The 18,837-nt window shown below is 51.7% G+C and carries 14 protein-coding genes; 6 read left to right on the top strand and 8 right to left on the bottom strand.

Going from position 1 to position 18,837, the window contains the following annotated elements; all coding sequences use genetic code 11:
- Window positions 1-102: 102 nt before the first annotated feature.
- The 7 genes from HMPREF2796_RS07520 to HMPREF2796_RS07490 all read right to left on the bottom strand — a co-directional run bounded on the left by HMPREF2796_RS07520 (window position 103) and on the right by HMPREF2796_RS07490 (window position 9,555).
- Window positions 103-1,605, bottom strand: coding sequence for a class I SAM-dependent DNA methyltransferase (locus HMPREF2796_RS07520; RefSeq protein ID WP_070632544.1), 1,503 nt, complete (start codon window positions 1,603-1,605; stop codon window positions 103-105).
- 18 nt (window positions 1,606-1,623) lie between these two features.
- Complete coding sequence (locus tag HMPREF2796_RS07515) at window positions 1,624-3,051, bottom strand: restriction endonuclease subunit S (RefSeq protein ID WP_070633461.1); 1,428 nt, start codon at window positions 3,049-3,051, stop codon at window positions 1,624-1,626.
- A 2-nt stretch (window positions 3,052-3,053) separates the two neighbouring features.
- Window positions 3,054-5,897: a type I restriction endonuclease subunit R gene (locus tag HMPREF2796_RS07510; protein WP_070632542.1), complete on the bottom strand. Its 2,844-nt coding sequence runs from the start codon at window positions 5,895-5,897 to the stop codon at window positions 3,054-3,056.
- A 133-nt stretch (window positions 5,898-6,030) separates the two neighbouring features.
- On the bottom strand, window positions 6,031-6,546 hold the full coding sequence (locus HMPREF2796_RS07505; protein ID WP_070632539.1) for a single-stranded DNA-binding protein: 516 nt from the start codon (window positions 6,544-6,546) through the stop codon (window positions 6,031-6,033).
- Window positions 6,533-7,921 (bottom strand): MFS transporter, encoded by a 1,389-nt coding sequence (locus HMPREF2796_RS07500; RefSeq protein WP_070632536.1) that lies wholly within the window; start codon window positions 7,919-7,921, stop codon window positions 6,533-6,535. Before HMPREF2796_RS07500 ends, HMPREF2796_RS07505 begins: the two co-directional genes overlap by 14 nt.
- Window positions 7,922-8,075: 154 nt before the next feature.
- Window positions 8,076-8,801 carry a DUF4304 domain-containing protein gene (locus HMPREF2796_RS07495; RefSeq protein WP_070632533.1) on the bottom strand — a complete coding sequence of 242 codons (726 nt, stop codon included), beginning with the start codon at window positions 8,799-8,801 and terminating at the stop codon, window positions 8,076-8,078.
- Window positions 8,802-8,925: 124 nt separating this feature from the next.
- On the bottom strand, window positions 8,926-9,555 hold the full coding sequence (locus HMPREF2796_RS07490) for a lytic transglycosylase domain-containing protein (protein WP_023886426.1): 630 nt from the start codon (window positions 9,553-9,555) through the stop codon (window positions 8,926-8,928).
- Between the two features lie 395 nt (window positions 9,556-9,950).
- Between HMPREF2796_RS07490 and HMPREF2796_RS07485 the strand changes: the two genes are divergently transcribed.
- Window positions 9,951-10,781, top strand: coding sequence for a basic amino acid ABC transporter substrate-binding protein (locus tag HMPREF2796_RS07485; RefSeq protein WP_064105521.1), 831 nt, complete (start codon window positions 9,951-9,953; stop codon window positions 10,779-10,781).
- 274 nt (window positions 10,782-11,055) lie between these two features.
- On the opposite strand, the gene msrAB is transcribed toward HMPREF2796_RS07485, so the two are convergent.
- Window positions 11,056-12,654 (bottom strand): bifunctional peptide-methionine (S)-S-oxide reductase MsrA/peptide-methionine (R)-S-oxide reductase MsrB, encoded by a 1,599-nt coding sequence (gene msrAB, locus HMPREF2796_RS07480; RefSeq protein ID WP_210385356.1) that lies wholly within the window; start codon window positions 12,652-12,654, stop codon window positions 11,056-11,058.
- A 311-nt stretch (window positions 12,655-12,965) separates the two neighbouring features.
- Here msrAB and HMPREF2796_RS07475 point away from each other — a divergent pair, with 311 nt between their 5' ends.
- The 5 genes from HMPREF2796_RS07475 (at window position 12,966) to HMPREF2796_RS07455 (ending at window position 18,676) form a co-directional block, all read left to right on the top strand.
- On the top strand, window positions 12,966-13,238 hold the full coding sequence (locus HMPREF2796_RS07475) for a YbeD family protein (protein WP_070632526.1): 273 nt from the start codon (window positions 12,966-12,968) through the stop codon (window positions 13,236-13,238).
- The gene (gene lipB / locus HMPREF2796_RS07470) at window positions 13,238-13,861 is read left to right on the top strand and encodes a lipoyl(octanoyl) transferase LipB (protein ID WP_070632523.1); all 624 of its coding nucleotides are present in this window, start codon (window positions 13,238-13,240) and stop codon (window positions 13,859-13,861) included. The genes HMPREF2796_RS07475 and lipB overlap by 1 nt, the downstream gene beginning before the upstream one ends.
- Window positions 13,862-13,923: 62 nt before the next feature.
- Complete coding sequence (gene lipA, locus HMPREF2796_RS07465) at window positions 13,924-14,916, top strand: lipoyl synthase (protein WP_070632522.1); 993 nt, start codon at window positions 13,924-13,926, stop codon at window positions 14,914-14,916.
- A gap of 368 nt (window positions 14,917-15,284) precedes the next feature.
- Window positions 15,285-15,884: an LOG family protein gene (locus tag HMPREF2796_RS07460; RefSeq protein WP_035579837.1), complete on the top strand. Its 600-nt coding sequence runs from the start codon at window positions 15,285-15,287 to the stop codon at window positions 15,882-15,884.
- A gap of 662 nt (window positions 15,885-16,546) precedes the next feature.
- Window positions 16,547-18,676, top strand: a complete 2,130-nt coding sequence (locus HMPREF2796_RS07455) for a lysine decarboxylase LdcC (protein ID WP_070632518.1) — start codon at window positions 16,547-16,549, stop codon at window positions 18,674-18,676.
- Window positions 18,677-18,837 lie beyond the last annotated feature (161 nt).

The raw sequence follows: 18,837 nt of genomic DNA, 5'->3' as shown, positions 1-18,837 counted from the left end.
CCTACGGTCACACAACAGGCTACCTGAAACACCCAAAGCAAACCCGCTGCCTACTCCCACTCAGGAATAGGTAGCGGGTTTGGTTTCTAAAACATTTTTTAGCTACTCCCTAGTCTCCAACTGCGCTGCAACGCTTCGAAAACTCATCAAAGCCGCTTCGATATTTTCAATGATTTCATCGGCCAAAATATCGGGGGCGGGCAGATTGTCCAAGTCGGTTAAAGAATGGTCTTTCAACCAGAAAATATCCAAGCTGGTTTTTTCGCGCTGATTGATTTCATCGATACTAAATTTACGCCAGCGTCCGTCTGGATTGTTTTCGGCATGATAGGTTTCTGCGCGCTTTGAACGGTCTTCGGGGCAATAGCAGGTAATGAAATCCTGCAAATCTGCCAACTGCATCGGTTTTTTCTTCAGCGTGTGATGCACGTTGGTGCGGTAGTCATACACCCAGACTTCTTGGGTAACGGCTTTTTCCTGTGCGGAGCGGTTATCAAAGAATAACACATTTGCTTTCACGCCTTGGGCGTAGAAAATGCCCGTTGGTAACCGTAAAATCGTATGCAAATCAGTCATCTGCAACAGTTTCTTACGCACGGTTTCGCCTGCGCCGCCTTCAAACAGCACATTATCGGGCACGACGACAGCAGCCCGCCCGTTGTTTTTGAGCATGGTGTAAATATGCTGCAAGAAATTGACTTGTTTGTTGGAGGTGGTTGCCCAAAAGTCTTGGCGGTTATAGACAAAATCTTCGGTTTCAGCTTCACCCTCGGCATTGGTAATGGTCATGGTGCTTTTTTTACCGAATGGCGGATTCGCCAAAACCAAGTCCACTTTGCGTGGGCTTGGTGCAACCAAGGAGTCGTCGGCACTAATCGGGCTATCGCCGTCCATTTCGCCGATGCCGTGTAAAAACAGGTTCATCAAACACAAACGGCGCGTATTGGCGACAATTTCATTGCCGAAAAACGTCCCGTTTTTTAACCGCACTTTTTGCTCGGCATTTAAATCGGCATGTTTTTCCAAATAGCTGTATGCCGCCAATAAAAAGCCGCCGGTGCCTGCTGCCGGGTCGGCAATCAGGGTATCTGCCTGCGGGCGGACACATTCGACAATTGCCTCAATCAAAGCGCGCGGCGTAAAGTATTGCCCCGCGCCTGATTTGGTATCTTCGGCATTTTTTTCCAAAATGCCTTCGTAAATATCGCCTTTCACATCCACGCCCAAGCGCGTCCATTTGGTTTCATCAATCATCGCCACCAAACGGGATAATTTGGCAGGGTCTTGGATTTTGTTTTGCGCCTTGGCAAAGATTTGACCAAGCAAGCCTTTGCGCATACTTAAATCGCGCAACAAAGCGAGATAATGGCTTTCCAATTCCGCGCCTGTGCGGTCGGTCAGACTTTTCCAGTTGTATTCTTCGGGAATGCCGACATCACGATTGTAGGGTGGCTGGCTGTATTCAAACGCCATTTTCAAAAAAATCAGATAAGTAATCTGCTCCAAATAGTCGCCGTAGCTCACGCCGTCATCGCGCAGCATATGGCAGAAACTCCAAACCTTTTGGACGATGGCGTTTGATGTATGGTTTTGCGTTGTGGTCATATTCGTTTTCTCTTTAATTTATTTATCCAAAAGGCCACCTGAAAAAGCCGCTTTTAAGACGGCCTGTTTGAGCAGCTCGGCTTGTTTGAGTTGTTTGGCAAGTTCGGCGGCGAGTTGGTCGCAAGCGGTGAGTTTGCTTTCTAAAATGGCAACGATTTGAGTCTGCTCGGCAAATGATGGAAGTTTAACTGGAAAATTACTTAATACTGTTTTATTGATTGATGCTAAGTTTGTTGTTTGTTTTCCTGTTTTCTCAAAATAACTTTGCCCATATCTGGAATTACCTAAGTATGAAATATATTTTGAGTGTGTAATTAATTTTAAAAATGGGCTTGCTCTAAACACATGATTTTGGGTGATACAGTTTGGTATTTGATTTTCCCAAATCCAACCTCGCCCCAATTTATCCCTATCTCCACCTTCATTAAATAACACATCTCCCAATCTCAAACTATATTTATCAAAATTTTCTGCCTCAATCTGCATTTCTTTAATTTCTTTTAAGTCCAAATACCCACGTTGTACATTTCCTACACGCAAATAATTAACTGTAATTGGATTTTCTAATTTTCGGCTAGCACTTACAGACATTCCCGAACCAATATCTGCAATATTTTCTAATTTCACTACTCCCCACCCACTCGGCAAATCTGCAAAATTGTCTTCAAACTTAGCCGCTTGTGTCGGGGCTTTGGGTTTACTCGGTTTTTTCCCTTCTTTTCCATTTTGTTCCCATTGGCTGACGGCTGTTTGCCAGTCGGCAAGCTGTCGGGCGTGGTGTTGTTCGCGGGTCGTCTGAATTTGGGCGAGCAGTTCGTTTTCAGACGACAAGGTGTCTGCATGCTTGCTACGCCATTCTTTGGTGAGTTCGCCGTTAAAGGCGTTTTTAAGCAGGGATTGGCGGTATTGCTGGATTTGCTGCGCTGCGGTTTTCAGACGACCTATGCCTTCGTCGATTTCATCAAACAGGCTTTCGATTTTATTGACGATGGCTTGTTGGGTTTCTAGATTTGGTGGAATGGGAAAAGCATAATTCCACAATAAATCGGGATCTACGTGTGGTGTACCAGAACCTTTAGCGCGAGTGTTAATTTCTTTATATTTTGACAGCAAGAAATAATAAGCATAAAGATTGTTTATATCTGGTAATAAAATACGAACAAGTGTACTGCCTAATACTCCTTTAATGCCTTTACCTACCAATCCAGAGCGTGAACCATCCCAGACCATTAAGAAGTCATCTTCATCACACAGAACACATTTCACTCCATCGGTATAATTTTTAATAACACCTTTTTCAAAAGCTTCAATATCCACATAGGGATAGCAATATGTATCTGTTTTTTCGCTAGATTGGTTTTTTGGTTTTTTACCCTTTTCACTAATAGCAATATCACCCAATCGTTCTATTTTCCACCCTTTCGGCAATTCTTGTTCTGTGGTCATTTTTATGCTGTCCATTGTTGGTTAATCTCGTCTAATAGGGTGTTAAAGTCTTGGTCGTTGGCGGCAACTTCGCTCAATACATCATAGGCTTGACCTAAGCCGCCGTATTGATTGAACGGGGTAAGTTCAAAGTCGTTTTCTTCGATAGCAAAGGAAGTGATGATGTGGTCACGAATCATGGTCAGCCATTGCATTTGTTCTTCAGTCAGCGGTTTGTCGGCGCGGGCGTTGTGTTCAAACGTCCATGTTTGGAAGTTTTTACGCACGGTTTTGGTAAACGGCGTGATTTTGTCATCAATGCCAATCACGCGGCGAACAAGGCTGACTAAGGCGGTGAGTTCGCTTTCTACCTGTTCGCTGACGTTATCCAAACGCGCGTATGCCTGCCAAATATGACTGAATGCCAATTTCGGTTTGGCTTTTTTGATGGCGGCTGCCAGCTCTTTAATCATCGCTAGGCTTAAGGCTTGGCGTTGATAAGGCTGATTATAGAAAATCTGCAAGGCGGTAATTTCGTCTTTGTTGCTGCGTATCCATTCGGCAAAATCTTGGGTCAGGGTTTCATCATTTTCCGCCCAGCCTGCATGGATGACTTCATCAATCTCGGCGTCAATTTTCTGCTCGTTTTGTTTGCGGATGTCGTCCAATGTGGTGATGAGTTCCATGGAAAGCGGACGTGTGGCAGCTTTGACGCGCTGTTTTTGTATCTGTAAAACGGTTTTTTCAGACGGCGTTTCATCAATGGAAATGCCTTCTTGCTCGCAGGCTGCCCGATGGATTTCATCGGCATTGATGGCGTGAAACAGGTCTTTGACTAATTGCGGTAATGGGACACCGCCAGTAATGGCGGTAATTTGCTGCTGTTGTTCGTCATCAAGCTGTTTGTTTAAACGGGCAAGGCGTGCCGCCAGTGAGCTGATGCTGTCGCTATCAAATGCGCCGCCGAAAACGACGGCTTTTCCTAAATCGGAGAAGCTGACCGAACGCTTGGTGTCTAATTGTTGGCTTGCCGTTTTGAGCGATTTGGTAACGCCAATCGCATCGACAATCACATAATGGGTTTTGGCTGATGATGCGGAAGGGCTGACTTTTTGCAAGCCTTCTTTATCAAGCGTGCGTGTGCCGCGCCCTTTCATTTGCTCAAAATAGTTGCGGCTTTTGACATCGCGCATAAACAGCAGGCATTCGAGCGGGCGGACATCGGTTCCCGTAGCAATCATATCGACGGTAACGGCAATGCGCGGGTTGTAGCTATTGCGGAAATTCGCCAAGACGGTTTTGGGTTCTTCGCCTTGTTCGATGATTTCGCCGTTTTCTCCCACAATATCGTCTTTGGCTTTGTAAGTGATTTTTTTGCAAAATTCGTTGCCTTGCCCGAACTCTTCCCGCACCATTTTGATGATGTCGTCGGCGTGGCTGTCGTTTTTGGCAAAAATCAAGGTTTTGGGCACTTCTTGACGATTTGGGAACATTACGGGCAAATGGTCGCGGAAAGTACGGATAATGGTGCGGATTTGGCTTGGATTGACAACATCCCTGTCGAGTTGCTTGGCAGTATAGTCTTCATCGCTATCTTGCTGCTGCCAGCGTTTACGGCGTGTGGTGCGTTCGCGGTGTTCGACCAGCTCTTCTGCTTTGAATTTGCCGCCATCAAGGCTGATTTTGGTATTGATCAGATAGACTTCATTGCCTACGTTTACGCCATCGGCAACGGCTTGCTCGTGGCTGTATTCGCTGACGACATTTTGATTGAAAAAGCCAAAAGTGCGGTTGTCCGGTGTGGCGGTTAAGCCGATCAGATAGGCATCAAAATAATCCAACACTTGCCGCCAAAGGTTGTAAATGGAGCGATGGCATTCATCGATAAAAATAAAATCAAAAAATTCGGGTGGCAGATCCGGTTGATAGGCAACGGGCAATGGTTCTTTTAAGCGGTTTTCCCATTCTTCCAATTCCATGCTGTCATCCGGTATCGACAGTTCTTCCCCTTTTAATAGGGAATACATGCGCTGAATGGTACAAATGCAAACTTCTACGCCGTTGGGAATATGCGGCGATTTAATGACTTGAGCGTTGTAGAGTTCAGTAAATTTGCGGTTGTCGTCAGACGGGGTAAAAACCAACATTTCCTGCTCGGCCTGTTCGCCCAAGTTGACGGTATCCACCAAAAATAAAATGCGGCGTTTGCCTGTGTATTTGAGCAAACGATACATAATGCTGATGGCGGTATAGGTTTTGCCTGCGCCTGTGGCCATCTGAATCAAGGCGCGCGGCAAATCTTTTGCCAAAGAGTCTTGCATATTTTCGATGGCGGTTAATTGGCAATCGCGCAATCCTAACGCCGCCGCAGACAGATGGTTAGGATTGAGTGCCGGTATGGCTTTAAGTTTGGCGCGCAGGGTGTTTTTGCCTTCGCTTGCCCATTTTTGTAGCGTTTCCGGACGGTGAAAGTGGAATACTTCACGGGCACGCGGGGCAGGATCGTTGCGGTTGGTAAAACGTGTTACTACGCCTGTGCTTTCATATAAAAAGGCAATCTCTGCTTGCTGAATATAATTAAGTTCGCTATCGGCATAGCGTGCGCTTTGCTCTTCCACCGTATTAAGCTTATGTCCAAAGTTTTCTGGCTTGGCTTCAATCATGGCAACCGGCTCGCCATCAACAAACAACAGATAATCTACCGGACCGCTGTCGGTAGGATATTCACGCACTGCCACACCCAAATTGCTATTGGGATTAAAGTGCTTCACCGACTGGATTGTCCAGCCCGCCTGCTCCAGTTTTTGGTCGATGATGTCGCGGGCTTGCTGCTCGGGGTGTTGGTTGTAGGTTACCTGTTTGCTCATAGAGATTTCCTAGATAACGTGTTGAATTAGGGGCCATCCTAGATAACTAGGACAGCCCCTAATATTCTAATTTATATGATTTCTCATAAATTCTTAAAATCGAAAAGCTTACAAAATGTAATTTATCTGTAACTCAGAAGGGAATATCGTCATCGATATCGTCAATTGGTGCCGGGGCAGGTGCGGCAGCTTGACGGCGGGGCGGAGTGGGCGGCTCGGCAGCGTAAGCCGGTTCATTATAGTTTTGAGCTGGCTGCTGGCGCGGGCTGCTGGGGGCGGCTGCATATTGGTCGCCGCCTTCGTAGGGGCTGCTGCCGCTGTTGCGGCCGTCGAGCATTTTCATTTCGCTGGCCACGATGTCGTAGGCAGTGCGCTCGATGCCATCTTTGCCGGTGTATTTGCGGCTTTGGATGCGGCCTTCGATATACACTTTGCTGCCTTTTTTCAGATATTGGCCGGCAATTTCCGCCAAGCGGCCAAACATACTGATGTTGTGCCATTCGGTGCGCTCCTGGCGCTGGCCGTTGCGGTCTTTCCAGTTTTCGCTGGTGGCAATCGAAAAATTGGCCACGGCATCGCCGCTGGGCAGGTAGCGCACTTCGGGATCGCGCCCCAAGTTGCCGATAAGTATCACTTTATTCAACATGATTTCCTCCTAAAATAATCTGTTTGGCAGCGGCTTCATCGAAACCCTGTTGCCGTGCCTTGATATAAACGGTTGAACGGTCGGCGCTGAGGCTGGCTGCCTCCACACCTTCAAACTGCTGCAATACAGCCAAGAGCCGCTCTTCGCAACCCTGCCATATGGGCGAGATGCTCAGTGCTAAATTGCGTACGGCAGCCGGTGCGGGCGCCGCTGCGGCCATCAGCAACCAGGCCAGCGTGAGCACCATAGAAAAGGCAAACACGCCGATCAAGCCGAAATGTTCAAACAAGCGCCCGCCGGCTGCACCGCCCACAAACACGCCGATGGATTGTGCCGTGTTATACATACCCATGGCGGTGCCTTTCAAATCCGTCGGCGCCACTTTCGACACGATAGACGGCAGGCTGGCTTCCAAAATATTGAACCCGACAAAATACACCACCAGCGATACGCCAATAGCCAAAAGCGAAGCCTGGCCGGCATAAATACCGCATAAAGCCGCCGCAATCAACGCGATACCGGCCACAAACACCTGCTTAAGCTTATTGCGCGTTTCGCCCACCACAATCGCCGGCACCATCAACAGCAATCCCAGCAATACCGCCGGCAGATAAAGCTGCCAATGCTGCTCTTTGGGCAGCCCCAGGCCGCGCATCACAATCGGCAGGCTGGCAAAAATCGCCATCATCACCGCCTGCAAGGCGAAAATACCGAAATTAAGCTGCATCAAGCGTTTATTACGCAACACCTCGCTGATCCGCGAAGTTTGCATTTCCGTATCTTCGTGGAACTTCCCTCGCTGCGGATTGGGCGTAATCCAAGCCACCACACCTATAGCCAGCACACACAACGCGCCGGTGAGCGCAAATAGGCCGGAAACATTGATATAGCGGGTAAGCAGCGGCGAAACCACCATGCTGACGGCAAAAGTGAGGCCGATGGTAAGCCCCACCGAAGCCATAGCGCGGGTGCGCACTTCTTCACGCGTTAAATCTGCCAAAAGCGCGGTAACTGCCGCACTCACTGCACCTGCGCCCTGAATCGCCCGGCCGATGAGCAGCCAGGTAACGCTATCTGCCGCAGCTGCAATAAAACTGCCCAAAGCAAACACCACCAAGCCGAGGTAAATTACCTTTTTGCGCCCCAACTTGTCAGAAAGCATACCGAGCGGCAGCTGAAACAGCGCCTGCGTTAAGCCATACACCGCAATCGCCAAACCGCCTGCCCCAGGAGTGCTGCCCGGCAGCTCTTTGGCATACAGCGCCAACACGGGCAACACCAAAAACATGCCCAACATGCGCAGCGCATACACTCCGGAAAGCGATGTGCTGGCAAGCCATTCTGCGGGTAATAAGGCAGTACGGGGAGCTCGAGACATTGTGTTTAACCGAAAGAGTTGGGGAAAAATGCCGCAGATTATACCCGAAGCCTTGCTCCGTCGGTGGGCTTTTAACGCTGGCAAGGCCGGATTAGTTTTCAGGTAGCCTGCTTCGCGTTTGAGGCTACCTGAAAGGATATATGTGTAATAAAGCTCACGTCAGCACACCCCACCGGGCGGCATCCCGCTCTAACTCCGACAAATAATCCAGCCAAACTTGCGGATCGGGCTGCTCGCCGCCAAACACGATGCAGCCATCTTCGTCTTCGTAATATTCATCATCCCCGGGTTGGAAATGTTTGGCTGCTTGGCACTCTTCATGGTAGCGCTGCTGCGCCCATTCGCGCTCTGCCCGGTAAAACCGTTGCGCCTGTTCCGGTTCTCCCAACTTAGTGGCCAGTTGCATGGCGTGCCGGTTGCCGATAAGCGGATAAAGCTGCTGCGGCACGCTGTGTGCAGCAAAGTGTAGCAGCACAAATGTTTCCACTATGGTTTGCACTTCTTGCAAAACGGCAGCGTTATTGGCTCCGTCTGCCACTTCAAACCAAATATCTTGCTGCCCCGGCTCGGGCAGTAGAAAACCGATTCGCTCCTGTGCCAAGCAATCGAGTATGTTCGGAAAATCGGGCAGGGGCTGCCCGGCTTCTTGGAAACGTGGATCGTGTTGCAACGGAGGGCAGACGAGGCCAATATTGAAAGTAAAACTGATGCGGCTTTTGTCGCTCCACCGGCTTTTTTGCGTGTGAATCAGCTGACCAACGCCGTGTTTGATGTAGCGGTAGAAGTGGTTGCCTTTTTTCTTGAAACCAAGCGGTTTGAGTAGGATATGCAGATTCTTGATGGTTTGGCTGAAGGCTTGCGCGGCAGTGAAATATTCCATATTTTGCAGTTGATCTCAGATTATATTTTTTCAGGTAGCCTGCTTCGCGCTTGAGGCTACCTGAAAATAGAAAAGACACTTCGGCTATGCTGAAAATAGAAACATAGACTTTCAGGTAACCTAACTACGACCACTGCCAGCGATTCTGCCATGCCCCAATCACTGCATCGGGATAGCGCCGGCTGCCGAGGCTGCCGTTGTAGCGCGCCAATGCACGCTCCATATTGCCGTTTTCCAGATTGCTGTAGTGGCGCAGGATGGTGCAGCCGTAGCGCAGGTTGGTGCGGATGTCGAACAGATTGTGCTCCGGTTTGCCGATGTAGCGCTGCCAAAACGGCATCACCTGCATCAGCCCGCGCGCGCCCACGCTGCTGATGGCATACTGCCGAAACGCGCTCTCCACCGTAATCAGCCCCAAAATCAGCTGCGTATCCAATCCGGCACGGGTGGTTTCGTATTGGATGTTGATGAGCAGGCGGCGGCGCTCCAGCGGGTCGGGCACAAAACGTGCCAGCCGCAGCGACATATCATTGAGCCAGCGCGGCGCGTTATACGGGTTTTCAAACACCAGGCGCGGCGGGTTCACATTATTCACCGAATGGCGCATCACCGAAGTGACATCGTCCGACAGCGTCTCCTCACGCTGCGCCCCGGCACGGGCGGCTTGAGGCAGGCAGGCAACGGCGGAAACGGCAGCCAGCGAGGCGAGCAGGCGGCGGCGCTCGGGCTGTTCGGGGGCAGACGGATACGGCATGGTTTTAAAGTGTACCGATTAAGATGATAACAGCCGCTATTATAGTGGAGTTTCGCCCATACTGTGCAGCTTGAGCCTGTTTGCTGCACCGAAGCTGGCTATCCTCGATACAGGTCGAACAATGAAATGGCATTTTAGGTTCGCAGCAGCCGATGCTTTCAGGTAGCCTGACCTGATATCGTTGAAGCAATTACTTCTTCCCACAATGTGGCAGGTAGCCAGTATGAATACGGCAACAAAGTGCGCCCACTGCCTCAGTAGAAATAAGGTGCTTGGGCTATATTCTGCAATAAACCTTTAGAATTTCCGCATATGGTTGTATGATGTGTTCCCGAATGATGCGCACGGAGCGCAATCATTAATTAATATCCAAACCAATCCAGGAGAACCAAACAATGAACATGAAAAAATGGCTGGCCACCGCCCTGGCCTGCTCCGCCATCGCCCTCAGCGGCTGTGGCAATTCCGGTGGCACCCAGCAAGCTTCACAGCCTGCCGATGCCAATGCTTCCGGCGCTTCCGCCCCTGGCAGCGAAAAAGTATTGCGCGTGGCCACCAATGCCGAATTCGCCCCCTTCGAATCTAAAAACCCCGACGGCAGCCTGAGCGGCTTCGATATCGACCTCATCAACGCCTTAGCCAAAGAAGCCGGCTACCGCGTGGAATTTAAAGATCAATCTTGGGACAGCCTTTTCAACAGCCTGCGCAACGGCGATGCCGACGTAGTGGTGGCTGCCGTAACCATCACCCCCGAACGCCAACAAAGCATGCTCTTCACCGACCCCTACTTTGAAATCACCCAAGTAGTGGCCGTGCCCGAAGGCAAACAGGTGGCTTCCGTGGAAGATTTGAAAAATCTCAACCGCGTAGGCGTGGTAACCGGCAACACCGGCGATTTGGCCGCCTCCAAACTCTTGGGTGCCACCAATCCTAAAGTAACCCGCTTCGAAAGCCTGCCCCTCTTGCTGAAAGAATTGCAAAACGGCGGCGTGGACGCAGCCGTGAGCGACAGCTCTGTGGTGATGGAGTTCATCAAACACAACGGCGATAAAGGCTTCACCATGATTAAAGTGCCCGATTTCGAAGCCGAACACTACGGCATCGCCCTGCGCCAAGACGACACCGAGCTGCGCGATACCCTCAACAAAGCCTTGGCCGCCATCAAAGCCAGCGGCGAATACGACCGCATCCACCAGCAATACTTCGGTACCGCCGCTGCCAAATAAGCCGGCTCTGCCAATTTCGCGCCAAACTGCCTGCAAACAATATGCAGGCAGTTTTTTTATGCGGGAAAGTCTACCTGAAAGCTCGTTATTCCTTTTCAGATAGCCTTTAGCCAATCAACTCAACTGCTAATACGGTGCTAGCTATCCTTACCATACACCTGTACAGTCTGCGGCTCGCCGCCTTGTATCAATTGTAATTGGATTGGCTAGATCAGCTATCTCAAAACAAAGGCTACCTGAACCTTCAGGTAGCCTGTTCCGCATTGATCCGCGCTTAATGCAAATCTTTCAGGTAGCCGCCGTAGCCTTGCTGCTGCATTTGGTTTTCTGGAATGAAGCGCAGGCTGGCGCCGTTGATGCAGTAGCGCAGACCGCCGAGGTCTTGGGGGCCGTCGGGGAAGACGTGGCCAAGATGGGAATGGGCGGCGCTGCTGCGCACTTCGGTGCGGTGCATATGGTAGCTGTAGTCGTCGTGTTTGGTAACGGCATCGGGGCTGATGGGGCGGGTGAAGCTGGGCCAGCCGCAATGGGAATTGAATTTGTCGCGGCTGCTAAACAGAGGCTGACCGCTAACAATATCGACATACAGGCCGGGCTCGAACAGGTTGTCGTATTGGTGGCTGAAGGCGCGTTCGGTGTCACCTTTTTGGGTAACGCGGTATTGCTCGTCGGTGAGGGTGCGGCGCAGGGTGGCGTCGTCGGGCTTGCGGTAGGTGGCGGGATTGAAGCCTTGGGCGGGAGCACTACCGCCCTCGGCCGGTTCGAGCGGCTGGTCGGCCAGGCCGATGTCGATGTGGCAATAGCCGTTGGGGTTTTTGGCGAGGTAGTCTTGGTGGTAGGCCTCGGCGGGATAGAAGTGCTGCAGCGGCAGGGCTTCCACCACGATGGGGCGGCTATATTTGCGCTGTTCGGCCGCCAGGGCGGCGCGCACGGTTTGGGCTTCGGCGGGGTCGGTGTAGTAGATGCCGGTGCGGTATTGGCGGCCACGGTCGTTGCCTTGCTGATTAAGCGAGGTGGGGTCGATTACGCGGAAGTAGTAGCGCAACAGGTCGGTTAGGCTGATGCGCTCGGGGTCGTAATCCACCTTCACGGTTTCGGCATGGCCGCTGCCGTGAATCACGTCTTCATAGCTGGGATGAGCGGTTTGGCCGTTGGCATAGCCGGATACGGCATCCACTACGCCGGGCAGGCGCTGCATATAGGCTTCCACGCCCCAGAAGCAGCCGCCGGCGAGATAGATGGTTTTGGTGTGCGCGGTGCGGCTGCTGCCGTCGGCGGCGGTGTAGTGCTGCTGCACGGGCACGGCGGCGAGGTCGGCATTGGGGTTGTCGAGCAGGGCAAGGGCTTGTTCGCGCTGCAGGCTGCCCTTGTGCACGCGCAAGATCTCTCCCTCGGCTGAGAGCAACACCCAGCTGGGATACACACCGATACCGGCGGCTTTGGCCAGGCTGCCGTCATCGAGGGCTACCTGAAAACCGGGATAATCGAGCTTGCCGAACCATTCTTTAAATTCGGCTTCAGGCTTTTCGCCGAGAAAGCCGGGCGAGGCCACGGCAATCAAGTTGGCACGGGCGTTTTCGCCGGAAAATTCGGCAGACTGCTGCCATTCGGCGGTGATTTGCAGCTCGCTTAGGCACAAGGGGCACCAGCTGGCCCAGAATTTAACCAGTGTGGGTCGGCCGGGCTTGAGCAGGGTTTGCACGGGGCGGCCATCCGGGGTGTGCAGGGAAACGAGGTGTTGGGCAAAGGCGGGATTATTGGGCATGGTATGGGCTCCTGGTTTGGCTTGAGCGATGAATTTAGGGGCAAACAAGCCGAGGATAAGAACGGCGGGAATGATGGCGGCTAAGAGCAGCAATATTTTACGCAGCATGGTTTGAGCTTTCGGAAAAATGGAAGACATAGCTTAGACGGAGCAGGCCGCAGTTTTCTGACACACTATAGCGGTTTCTCTGTTGAAATAACACAAAGCGGCAAACCAAAGCCGTCTTATTCTTATTTTAAGCAGCTATAAAAATCAGCCGGTTAATCTTTTCAGGTAACCTTTATCCGGCGCCAAAGGCTACCTGAAACCCCATTTCCGCCACACAGCGGCGTGTTGTTCAAGCCATCGGTTTTCCAGTAAAATGCCGCCCTGATTATACCGCGCCGCCACTCCGAACGGCGGCCGTTTGAAAGACCATCATGAGCGAAACCAACCAAGAAACCCTGCTGGAATTCCCCTGCCGCTTCTCCATCAAAATCATGGGCGCCAAGCACCCCGAATTTGCCGTGCAAATATTGGAAACCGTGCGCCTGCACGCACCGGACACCACCGAACACGATATGCGCCACCGCGAAAGCAGCCAAGGCAACTACCAGGGCGTAACCGTTACCGTAAACGCCCACAGCAAGGCGCAGCTCGATAATATTTACCTCGCACTCACCTCACACCCCTTGGTGAAAGTGGTGCTGTGATGAAAGTCATCCAGCTTGGCCTGGCAGAATACAGCCCGGTTTTCCACGCCATGGAAGCCTTCACCGATGCGCGCAGCGAGCGCACGGAAGACGAGCTTTGGGTGGTGGAACATCCGCCCGTGTTCACTCAAGGCATGGCCGGCAAAGCCGAGCACCTGTTGGCCCGCAGCAATATCCCCGTGGTGCAGATCGACCGCGGCGGCCAAATTACCTACCACGGCCCCGGCCAGCTGGTGGTATATACCCTAATCGATTTCAAACGCCGCAAAATCAGTGTGCGCGAATTGGTGAGCCGCTTGGAAAACAGCATCATCGCCACCCTGGCCGAATACGGCATCGCCGCCGCAGCCGACCCGAAGCGCCCCGGCGTGTATGTGGACGGCAAAAAAATCGCCTCGCTCGGTCTCCGCATCAAACGCGGCGCGGTGTATCATGGCTTGGCATTAAACGTAAACATGGATTTGAGCCCCTTCCACCAAATCAACCCCTGCGGCTACGCCGGGCTGGAAATGACCCAAATCGCCGACTTGGTACAGCCCGCTCCATCCGTGGCCGACGTGGCCGCCAAGCTGACTGCCCATTTGCAGCAGCAGTTGAGGCTACCTGAAAAGCCGGCCGATTAGCCCCACACACAGGCTACCTGAAAAGTACACACCACATTAAAAACACAGCAAAGGTATAAACCATGACCACAGAAAACAAACAAGACAACAGCCGGGGCGTCAAACACAAAGGCGCGGCCAAAGTTGCCCGCATCCCGATTAAAGTTGTGCCGCTGGAGCAGAAACTGAAAAAACCAGCATGGATTCGCGCCCCGCTGCCCACCGGCAAGAAGTTTTTTGAAATTAAAAATATCCTGCGCGATCAGAAAATGCACACCGTGTGCGAAGAAGCCAGTTGCCCCAATATCGGCGAATGCTTCAGCCGCGGCACCGCCACCTTCATGATTATGGGCGACATCTGCACCCGCCGCTGCCCCTTCTGCGACGTCGGCCACGGCCGCCCCAACGCGCTCGACCCCGAAGAGCCGCAACACCTCGCCTCCAGCGTGGCTGCCATGAATTTGCGCTACGTTGTTATCACCTCGGTAGACCGCGACGATTTGCGCGACGGTGGCGCCCAGCACTTTGCCGACTGCATTACCGCCATCCGCGAGCGCAGCCCCAACACCAAAATCGAAATCCTCGTGCCCGATTTTCGCGGCCGCATGGACATCGCCCTCGAAATTCTGGCCAAAACCCCGCCCGATGTGATGAACCACAACTTGGAAACCCACCCGCGCCTCTACAAACAAGCCCGCCCCGGCGCCAACTACCAGCATTCGCTCGAGCTGCTGCGCCGCTACAAAGAAATGATGCCGCACATCCCCACCAAATCCGGCATCATGGTTGGCTTGGGTGAAACCGACGACGAAGTGCGCGAAATCATGCGCGATATGCGTGCCAACAACATCGAAATGATTACCGTTGGCCAATACCTGCAGCCCAGCAACAGCCACCTGCCCGTATTGCGCTACGTTACCCCCGAAATGTTCAAACAGTTCGAGCACGAAGCCTACGCCATGGGCTTCACCAACGCCGCCATCGGCGCCATGGTGCGCTCTAGCTACCACGCCGACGCGCAAGCTGCCGAAGCCATGGCCTCGGCCGGCGGTGGCGGCTGCCACCACGGGCATTAACGATACACGCCAAACAGGCTGCCGGAGCAATCCGCAGCCTGTTTTTTTGCACCATACAGGTTTCAGGCTACCTGAACGCATCAGTTCCACCTAAAGCCAAAGGCTACCTGAAAAGCTGTTGTGGCATTTTCAGGTAGCCTTTGCCCGCCCTACCCTCCGGCCTGTGCGCAAAAATTCCTATTTCGCTATAATTCACCTTTTCACTTTTACGGCTAATTGCCGAAATCACTACCCTCCAAGAGGATGAGGCCTGCACCAAGCCGCCGAATATAAATACTGTTTAAGGTATGCACATGCAACCCAGAAATGTGCCGCAAGCATTATTTGGCTAAGGCCTCAGGCTACCTGAAAGAATAAATATGAATGCTATGAACAACATTGTTGTCTATTGCGGCTCCAACCTCGGCGAAGACCCGAGCTACAGCCAAGCCGCCCGCGAGCTGGGGCGTGCCATTGCCGAACGCGGCAGCCGGCTGGTGTACGGCGGTGGCGGCATCGGCCTGATGGGCGAAGTGGCTTCTGCCGCCCTGGCTGCCGGCGGCAAAGTAACCGGCATCATCCCCACCTTCCTGCGCCACGAAGAAATGGCGCACGGCCGCCTCACCGAGCTCATCATCACCGATAATATGGCCGATCGGCGCACCAAAATGATTGAACAGGCCGATGCCTTCATCGCCTTGCCCGGCGGATTGGGCACCTACGAAGAGCTGTTTGAAGTGCTTTCGGCCGCCCAGCTCAAGCTACACAGCAAACCCATCGGCCTGCTCAACATCAACGGCTTTTTCAATCCCATCACCACCCTGTTGCAACACACCGCCAGCCAAGGTTTCATGCCAGCCGCCAATACCGGCTTAGTGTGTACAGACAGCAGCATCCCCGCCCTACTGAACAAAATGGCCGCCTATCGTTTCCAAGACGCCCCTAAATGGAAACGCCCCGCCTGGCAAGAGCAGGCAGAGGCTACCTGAAAATACTGCTTCCTCCTTTTATTCGGCAACAAACTCGCTCTCGCTTCTCCAACGGTAGGTGCTTCCCCAAGCCTACCGTTTCTATTTTTATAAACTCACGCTAAGCCCTTGCCGGCATAGCTCTTCCACTTCTTTTCCACACCCTATCCTACAGCTTTACTCTAAAAATTTCTGACTAAAGTCAACCCAAGGCGCCATATTTTATGATATGATGTATCAATAAATAGATAGGCATTCAAATAAACTGCCAACTCAGCCACATATCAAGATATTGTTCTTTAAAATCAACCAGCTTTAAATGCAGGCAAGGTATGCAAATAATTCTAATATTTGCCCACTTGAACGCAACAGCTAAAGAACTGTTACATTTTCTTAGCAGTCCTTAACTGTAATCCGATATTCTACCCGCCGCCAGCCTCGGCTGCCACGATTCTCTATCTAATGCCAGGCCACACAGCCAAGAATATCATTAATACCCTATCAATCACTTGCCTGCATACCCCATATGCAGGTTTATTTTTGCCCTTGTATCCGCAAGCGGCAAAACACAGGTTGCCACTACTGTTGTTGCGCCAAAATGGCACAACAGCGGTGGTAGCAAAAAGCCAGCTTACCTGCTGGCAAAAGCAGTTGTTTTTTTATTTACTTAAAGGATTTAGATCATGAAGAACATCTTATTAGGCTGTGGTCATAAGGAACTTGGTGACTATCTGAAGAGCTTGATTGAAACTTTGGAAAAGGGTGGTCACACCATCCGAATAGCCCATGACCCGCAAGAAATCCTGACGTTCCTGAAACATGACGCCAGAATAGGCTCAGTGCTTTGTACACTGGATATTTTCAACCGAGAATTAGACGAACAAATTATTGCACTCAACGATGAGCTGCCCGTATTCATTCTGAAGCCCACCGACTGCGACAAACCCGTGGACTTCGGCGCTGTAGGCGACCACGCCACCTTCATCGATTGCCATCTGTTCAGCAACGAAGACGTTGTTGATAAAATTGAAAAAGCAATCTGTCACTATATCGACAATATCACCCCGCCCTTCACTAAAGCCCTGTTTGACTACGTTGAGAAAAACAAATACACATTCTGTACTCCGGGCCACATGAGCGGTACCGCTTTCTTGAAATCTCCCGTAGGCAGCCTGTTCTACGACTTCTACGGCGAAAACACATTCAAATCAGATATTTCAGTTTCTATGGGCGAATTGGGCTCTCTGCTCGACCACTCCGGCCCGCACAAAGAGGCCGAAGAATACATCGCCGAAACCTTCAATGCCGACCACAGCTACATCGTAACCAACGGTACTTCCACCGCCAACAAAATCGTGGGTATGTACTCCGTTCCGGCCGGCAGCACCGTACTGATCGACCGTAACTGCCACAAATCATTAACCCACCTGTTGATGATGAGCGACATTACTCCAGTGTATCTGAAACCGACCCGTAACGCCTACGGTATCTTGGGTGGTATTCCGCAAAAAGAATTCACCAAAGAAGTTATTACCGAAAAACTTACCAAAGTTCCGGGCGCCACTTGGCCGGTACATGCCGTGATTACCAACTCCACTTACGACGGCCTGTTCTACAACACCGACAAGATCAAAGACACCCTGGATGTGAAATCCATCCACTTCGACTCTGCTTGGGTTCCCTACACCAACTTCAGCCCGATCTACAACGGCAAAACCGGTATGGGCGGTAAGCAGGTTAAAGACAAGGTAATCTTTGAAACCCACTCCACCCACAAACTGCTGGCTGCATTCTCACAGGCTTCCATGATTCACGTTAAAGGTAACCTGAACACCGCCACCTTCGGCGAAGCCTACATGATGCACACCTCCACTTCTCCGTTCTACCCCATGGTAGCCTCTACCGAAGTGGCAGCAGCCATGATGCGCGGCAATGCCGGTAAACGCCTGATGCAGGATTCACTGGAGCGCGCCGTTAAATTCCGTAAGGAAATCAAGAAACACAAAGCCCATGCCGATTCATGGTATTTCGACGTATGGCAACCTGAAAACGTTGATAACATCGAATGCTGGGAATTGCATCAGACCGACAAATGGCACGGCTTCAAAGACATCGACGCCCAGCACATGTACCTCGACCCGATCAAGGTAACTCTGCTTACCCCGGGCTTGGATAAAAACGGCGAGCTGGAAAAAACCGGTATCCCCGCTACCCTCGTTTCCAAATTCTTGGAAGACCGCGGCATCATCGTGGAGAAAACTGGTCCCTACAACATCCTCGTGCTCTTCAGCATCGGCGTGGACGACACCAAAGCCCTCAGCCTGCTGCACGCATTGAACGAGTTCAAGTCCCTGTACGATGCCAACGCCACCGTAGAAGAAGTATTGCCGCGCGTATTCAACGAATCGCCCTCTTTCTACCAAGAAATGCGGATTCAAGAATTGGCACAAGGCATCCACAGCCTGATCTGCAAACACAACCTGCCTGAACTCATGTTCAGCGCATTCGAAGTGTTGCCGACCATGGTGATGAACCCGCACAAAGCCTTCCAGCTTGAGCTGAAAGGTCAGATTGAAGACTGCTACTTGGAAGACATGGTAGGCAAGATCAACGCCAACATGATTCTGCCCTATCCTCCCGGCGTACCGTTGGTAATGCCTGGTGAAATGATCACCGAAGAGAGCAAGCCCATCTTGGAATTCCTGATGATGCTGTGCGAAATCGGCGCCCACTTCCCCGGCTTCGAAACCGACATCCACGGTGCTTACCGTCAAGAAGACGGCCGCTACAAAGTTAAGATTGTTAAAGCTTAACCCACGCGGTACGGGGCTTCATGCCCTCGCAGCATAAACCAACCGGCCTGAATAATCAGGCCGGTTTTTTATATGCCGATATAGCCGGGCAAGCAAAGGCTACCTGAAAGCGCAACTTTAACCAGTCAAAACCAGTTTCTGCAAAGTTACAAGTCTGCTGC

This window comes from Eikenella sp. HMSC071B05 (genome assembly GCF_001811325.1).
Taxonomy (GTDB): Bacteria; Pseudomonadota; Gammaproteobacteria; order Burkholderiales; family Neisseriaceae; genus Eikenella; species Eikenella corrodens.
Note: the sequence above shows the minus strand (reverse complement) of the source record. Positions and strands in the feature narration are given on the sequence as shown.

Coding starts and splice junctions, on each gene's coding strand:
- HMPREF2796_RS07520 (WP_070632544.1), bottom strand. CDS start 1,605: ATGACCACAACGCAAAACCATACATCAAACGCCATCGTCCAAAAGGTT.
- HMPREF2796_RS07515 (WP_070633461.1), bottom strand. CDS start 3,051: ATGACCACAGAACAAGAATTGCCGAAAGGGTGGAAAATAGAACGATTG.
- HMPREF2796_RS07510 (WP_070632542.1), bottom strand. CDS start 5,897: ATGAGCAAACAGGTAACCTACAACCAACACCCCGAGCAGCAAGCCCGC.
- HMPREF2796_RS07500 (WP_070632536.1), bottom strand. CDS start 7,921: ATGTCTCGAGCTCCCCGTACTGCCTTATTACCCGCAGAATGGCTTGCC.
- HMPREF2796_RS07495 (WP_070632533.1), bottom strand. CDS start 8,801: ATGGAATATTTCACTGCCGCGCAAGCCTTCAGCCAAACCATCAAGAAT.
- HMPREF2796_RS07490 (WP_023886426.1), bottom strand. CDS start 9,555: ATGCCGTATCCGTCTGCCCCCGAACAGCCCGAGCGCCGCCGCCTGCTC.
- HMPREF2796_RS07485 (WP_064105521.1), top strand. CDS start 9,951: ATGAACATGAAAAAATGGCTGGCCACCGCCCTGGCCTGCTCCGCCATC.
- msrAB (WP_210385356.1), bottom strand. CDS start 12,654: ATGCTGCGTAAAATATTGCTGCTCTTAGCCGCCATCATTCCCGCCGTT.
- HMPREF2796_RS07475 (WP_070632526.1), top strand. CDS start 12,966: ATGAGCGAAACCAACCAAGAAACCCTGCTGGAATTCCCCTGCCGCTTC.
- lipB (WP_070632523.1), top strand. CDS start 13,238: ATGAAAGTCATCCAGCTTGGCCTGGCAGAATACAGCCCGGTTTTCCAC.
- lipA (WP_070632522.1), top strand. CDS start 13,924: ATGACCACAGAAAACAAACAAGACAACAGCCGGGGCGTCAAACACAAA.
- HMPREF2796_RS07460 (WP_035579837.1), top strand. CDS start 15,285: ATGAACAACATTGTTGTCTATTGCGGCTCCAACCTCGGCGAAGACCCG.
- HMPREF2796_RS07455 (WP_070632518.1), top strand. CDS start 16,547: ATGAAGAACATCTTATTAGGCTGTGGTCATAAGGAACTTGGTGACTAT.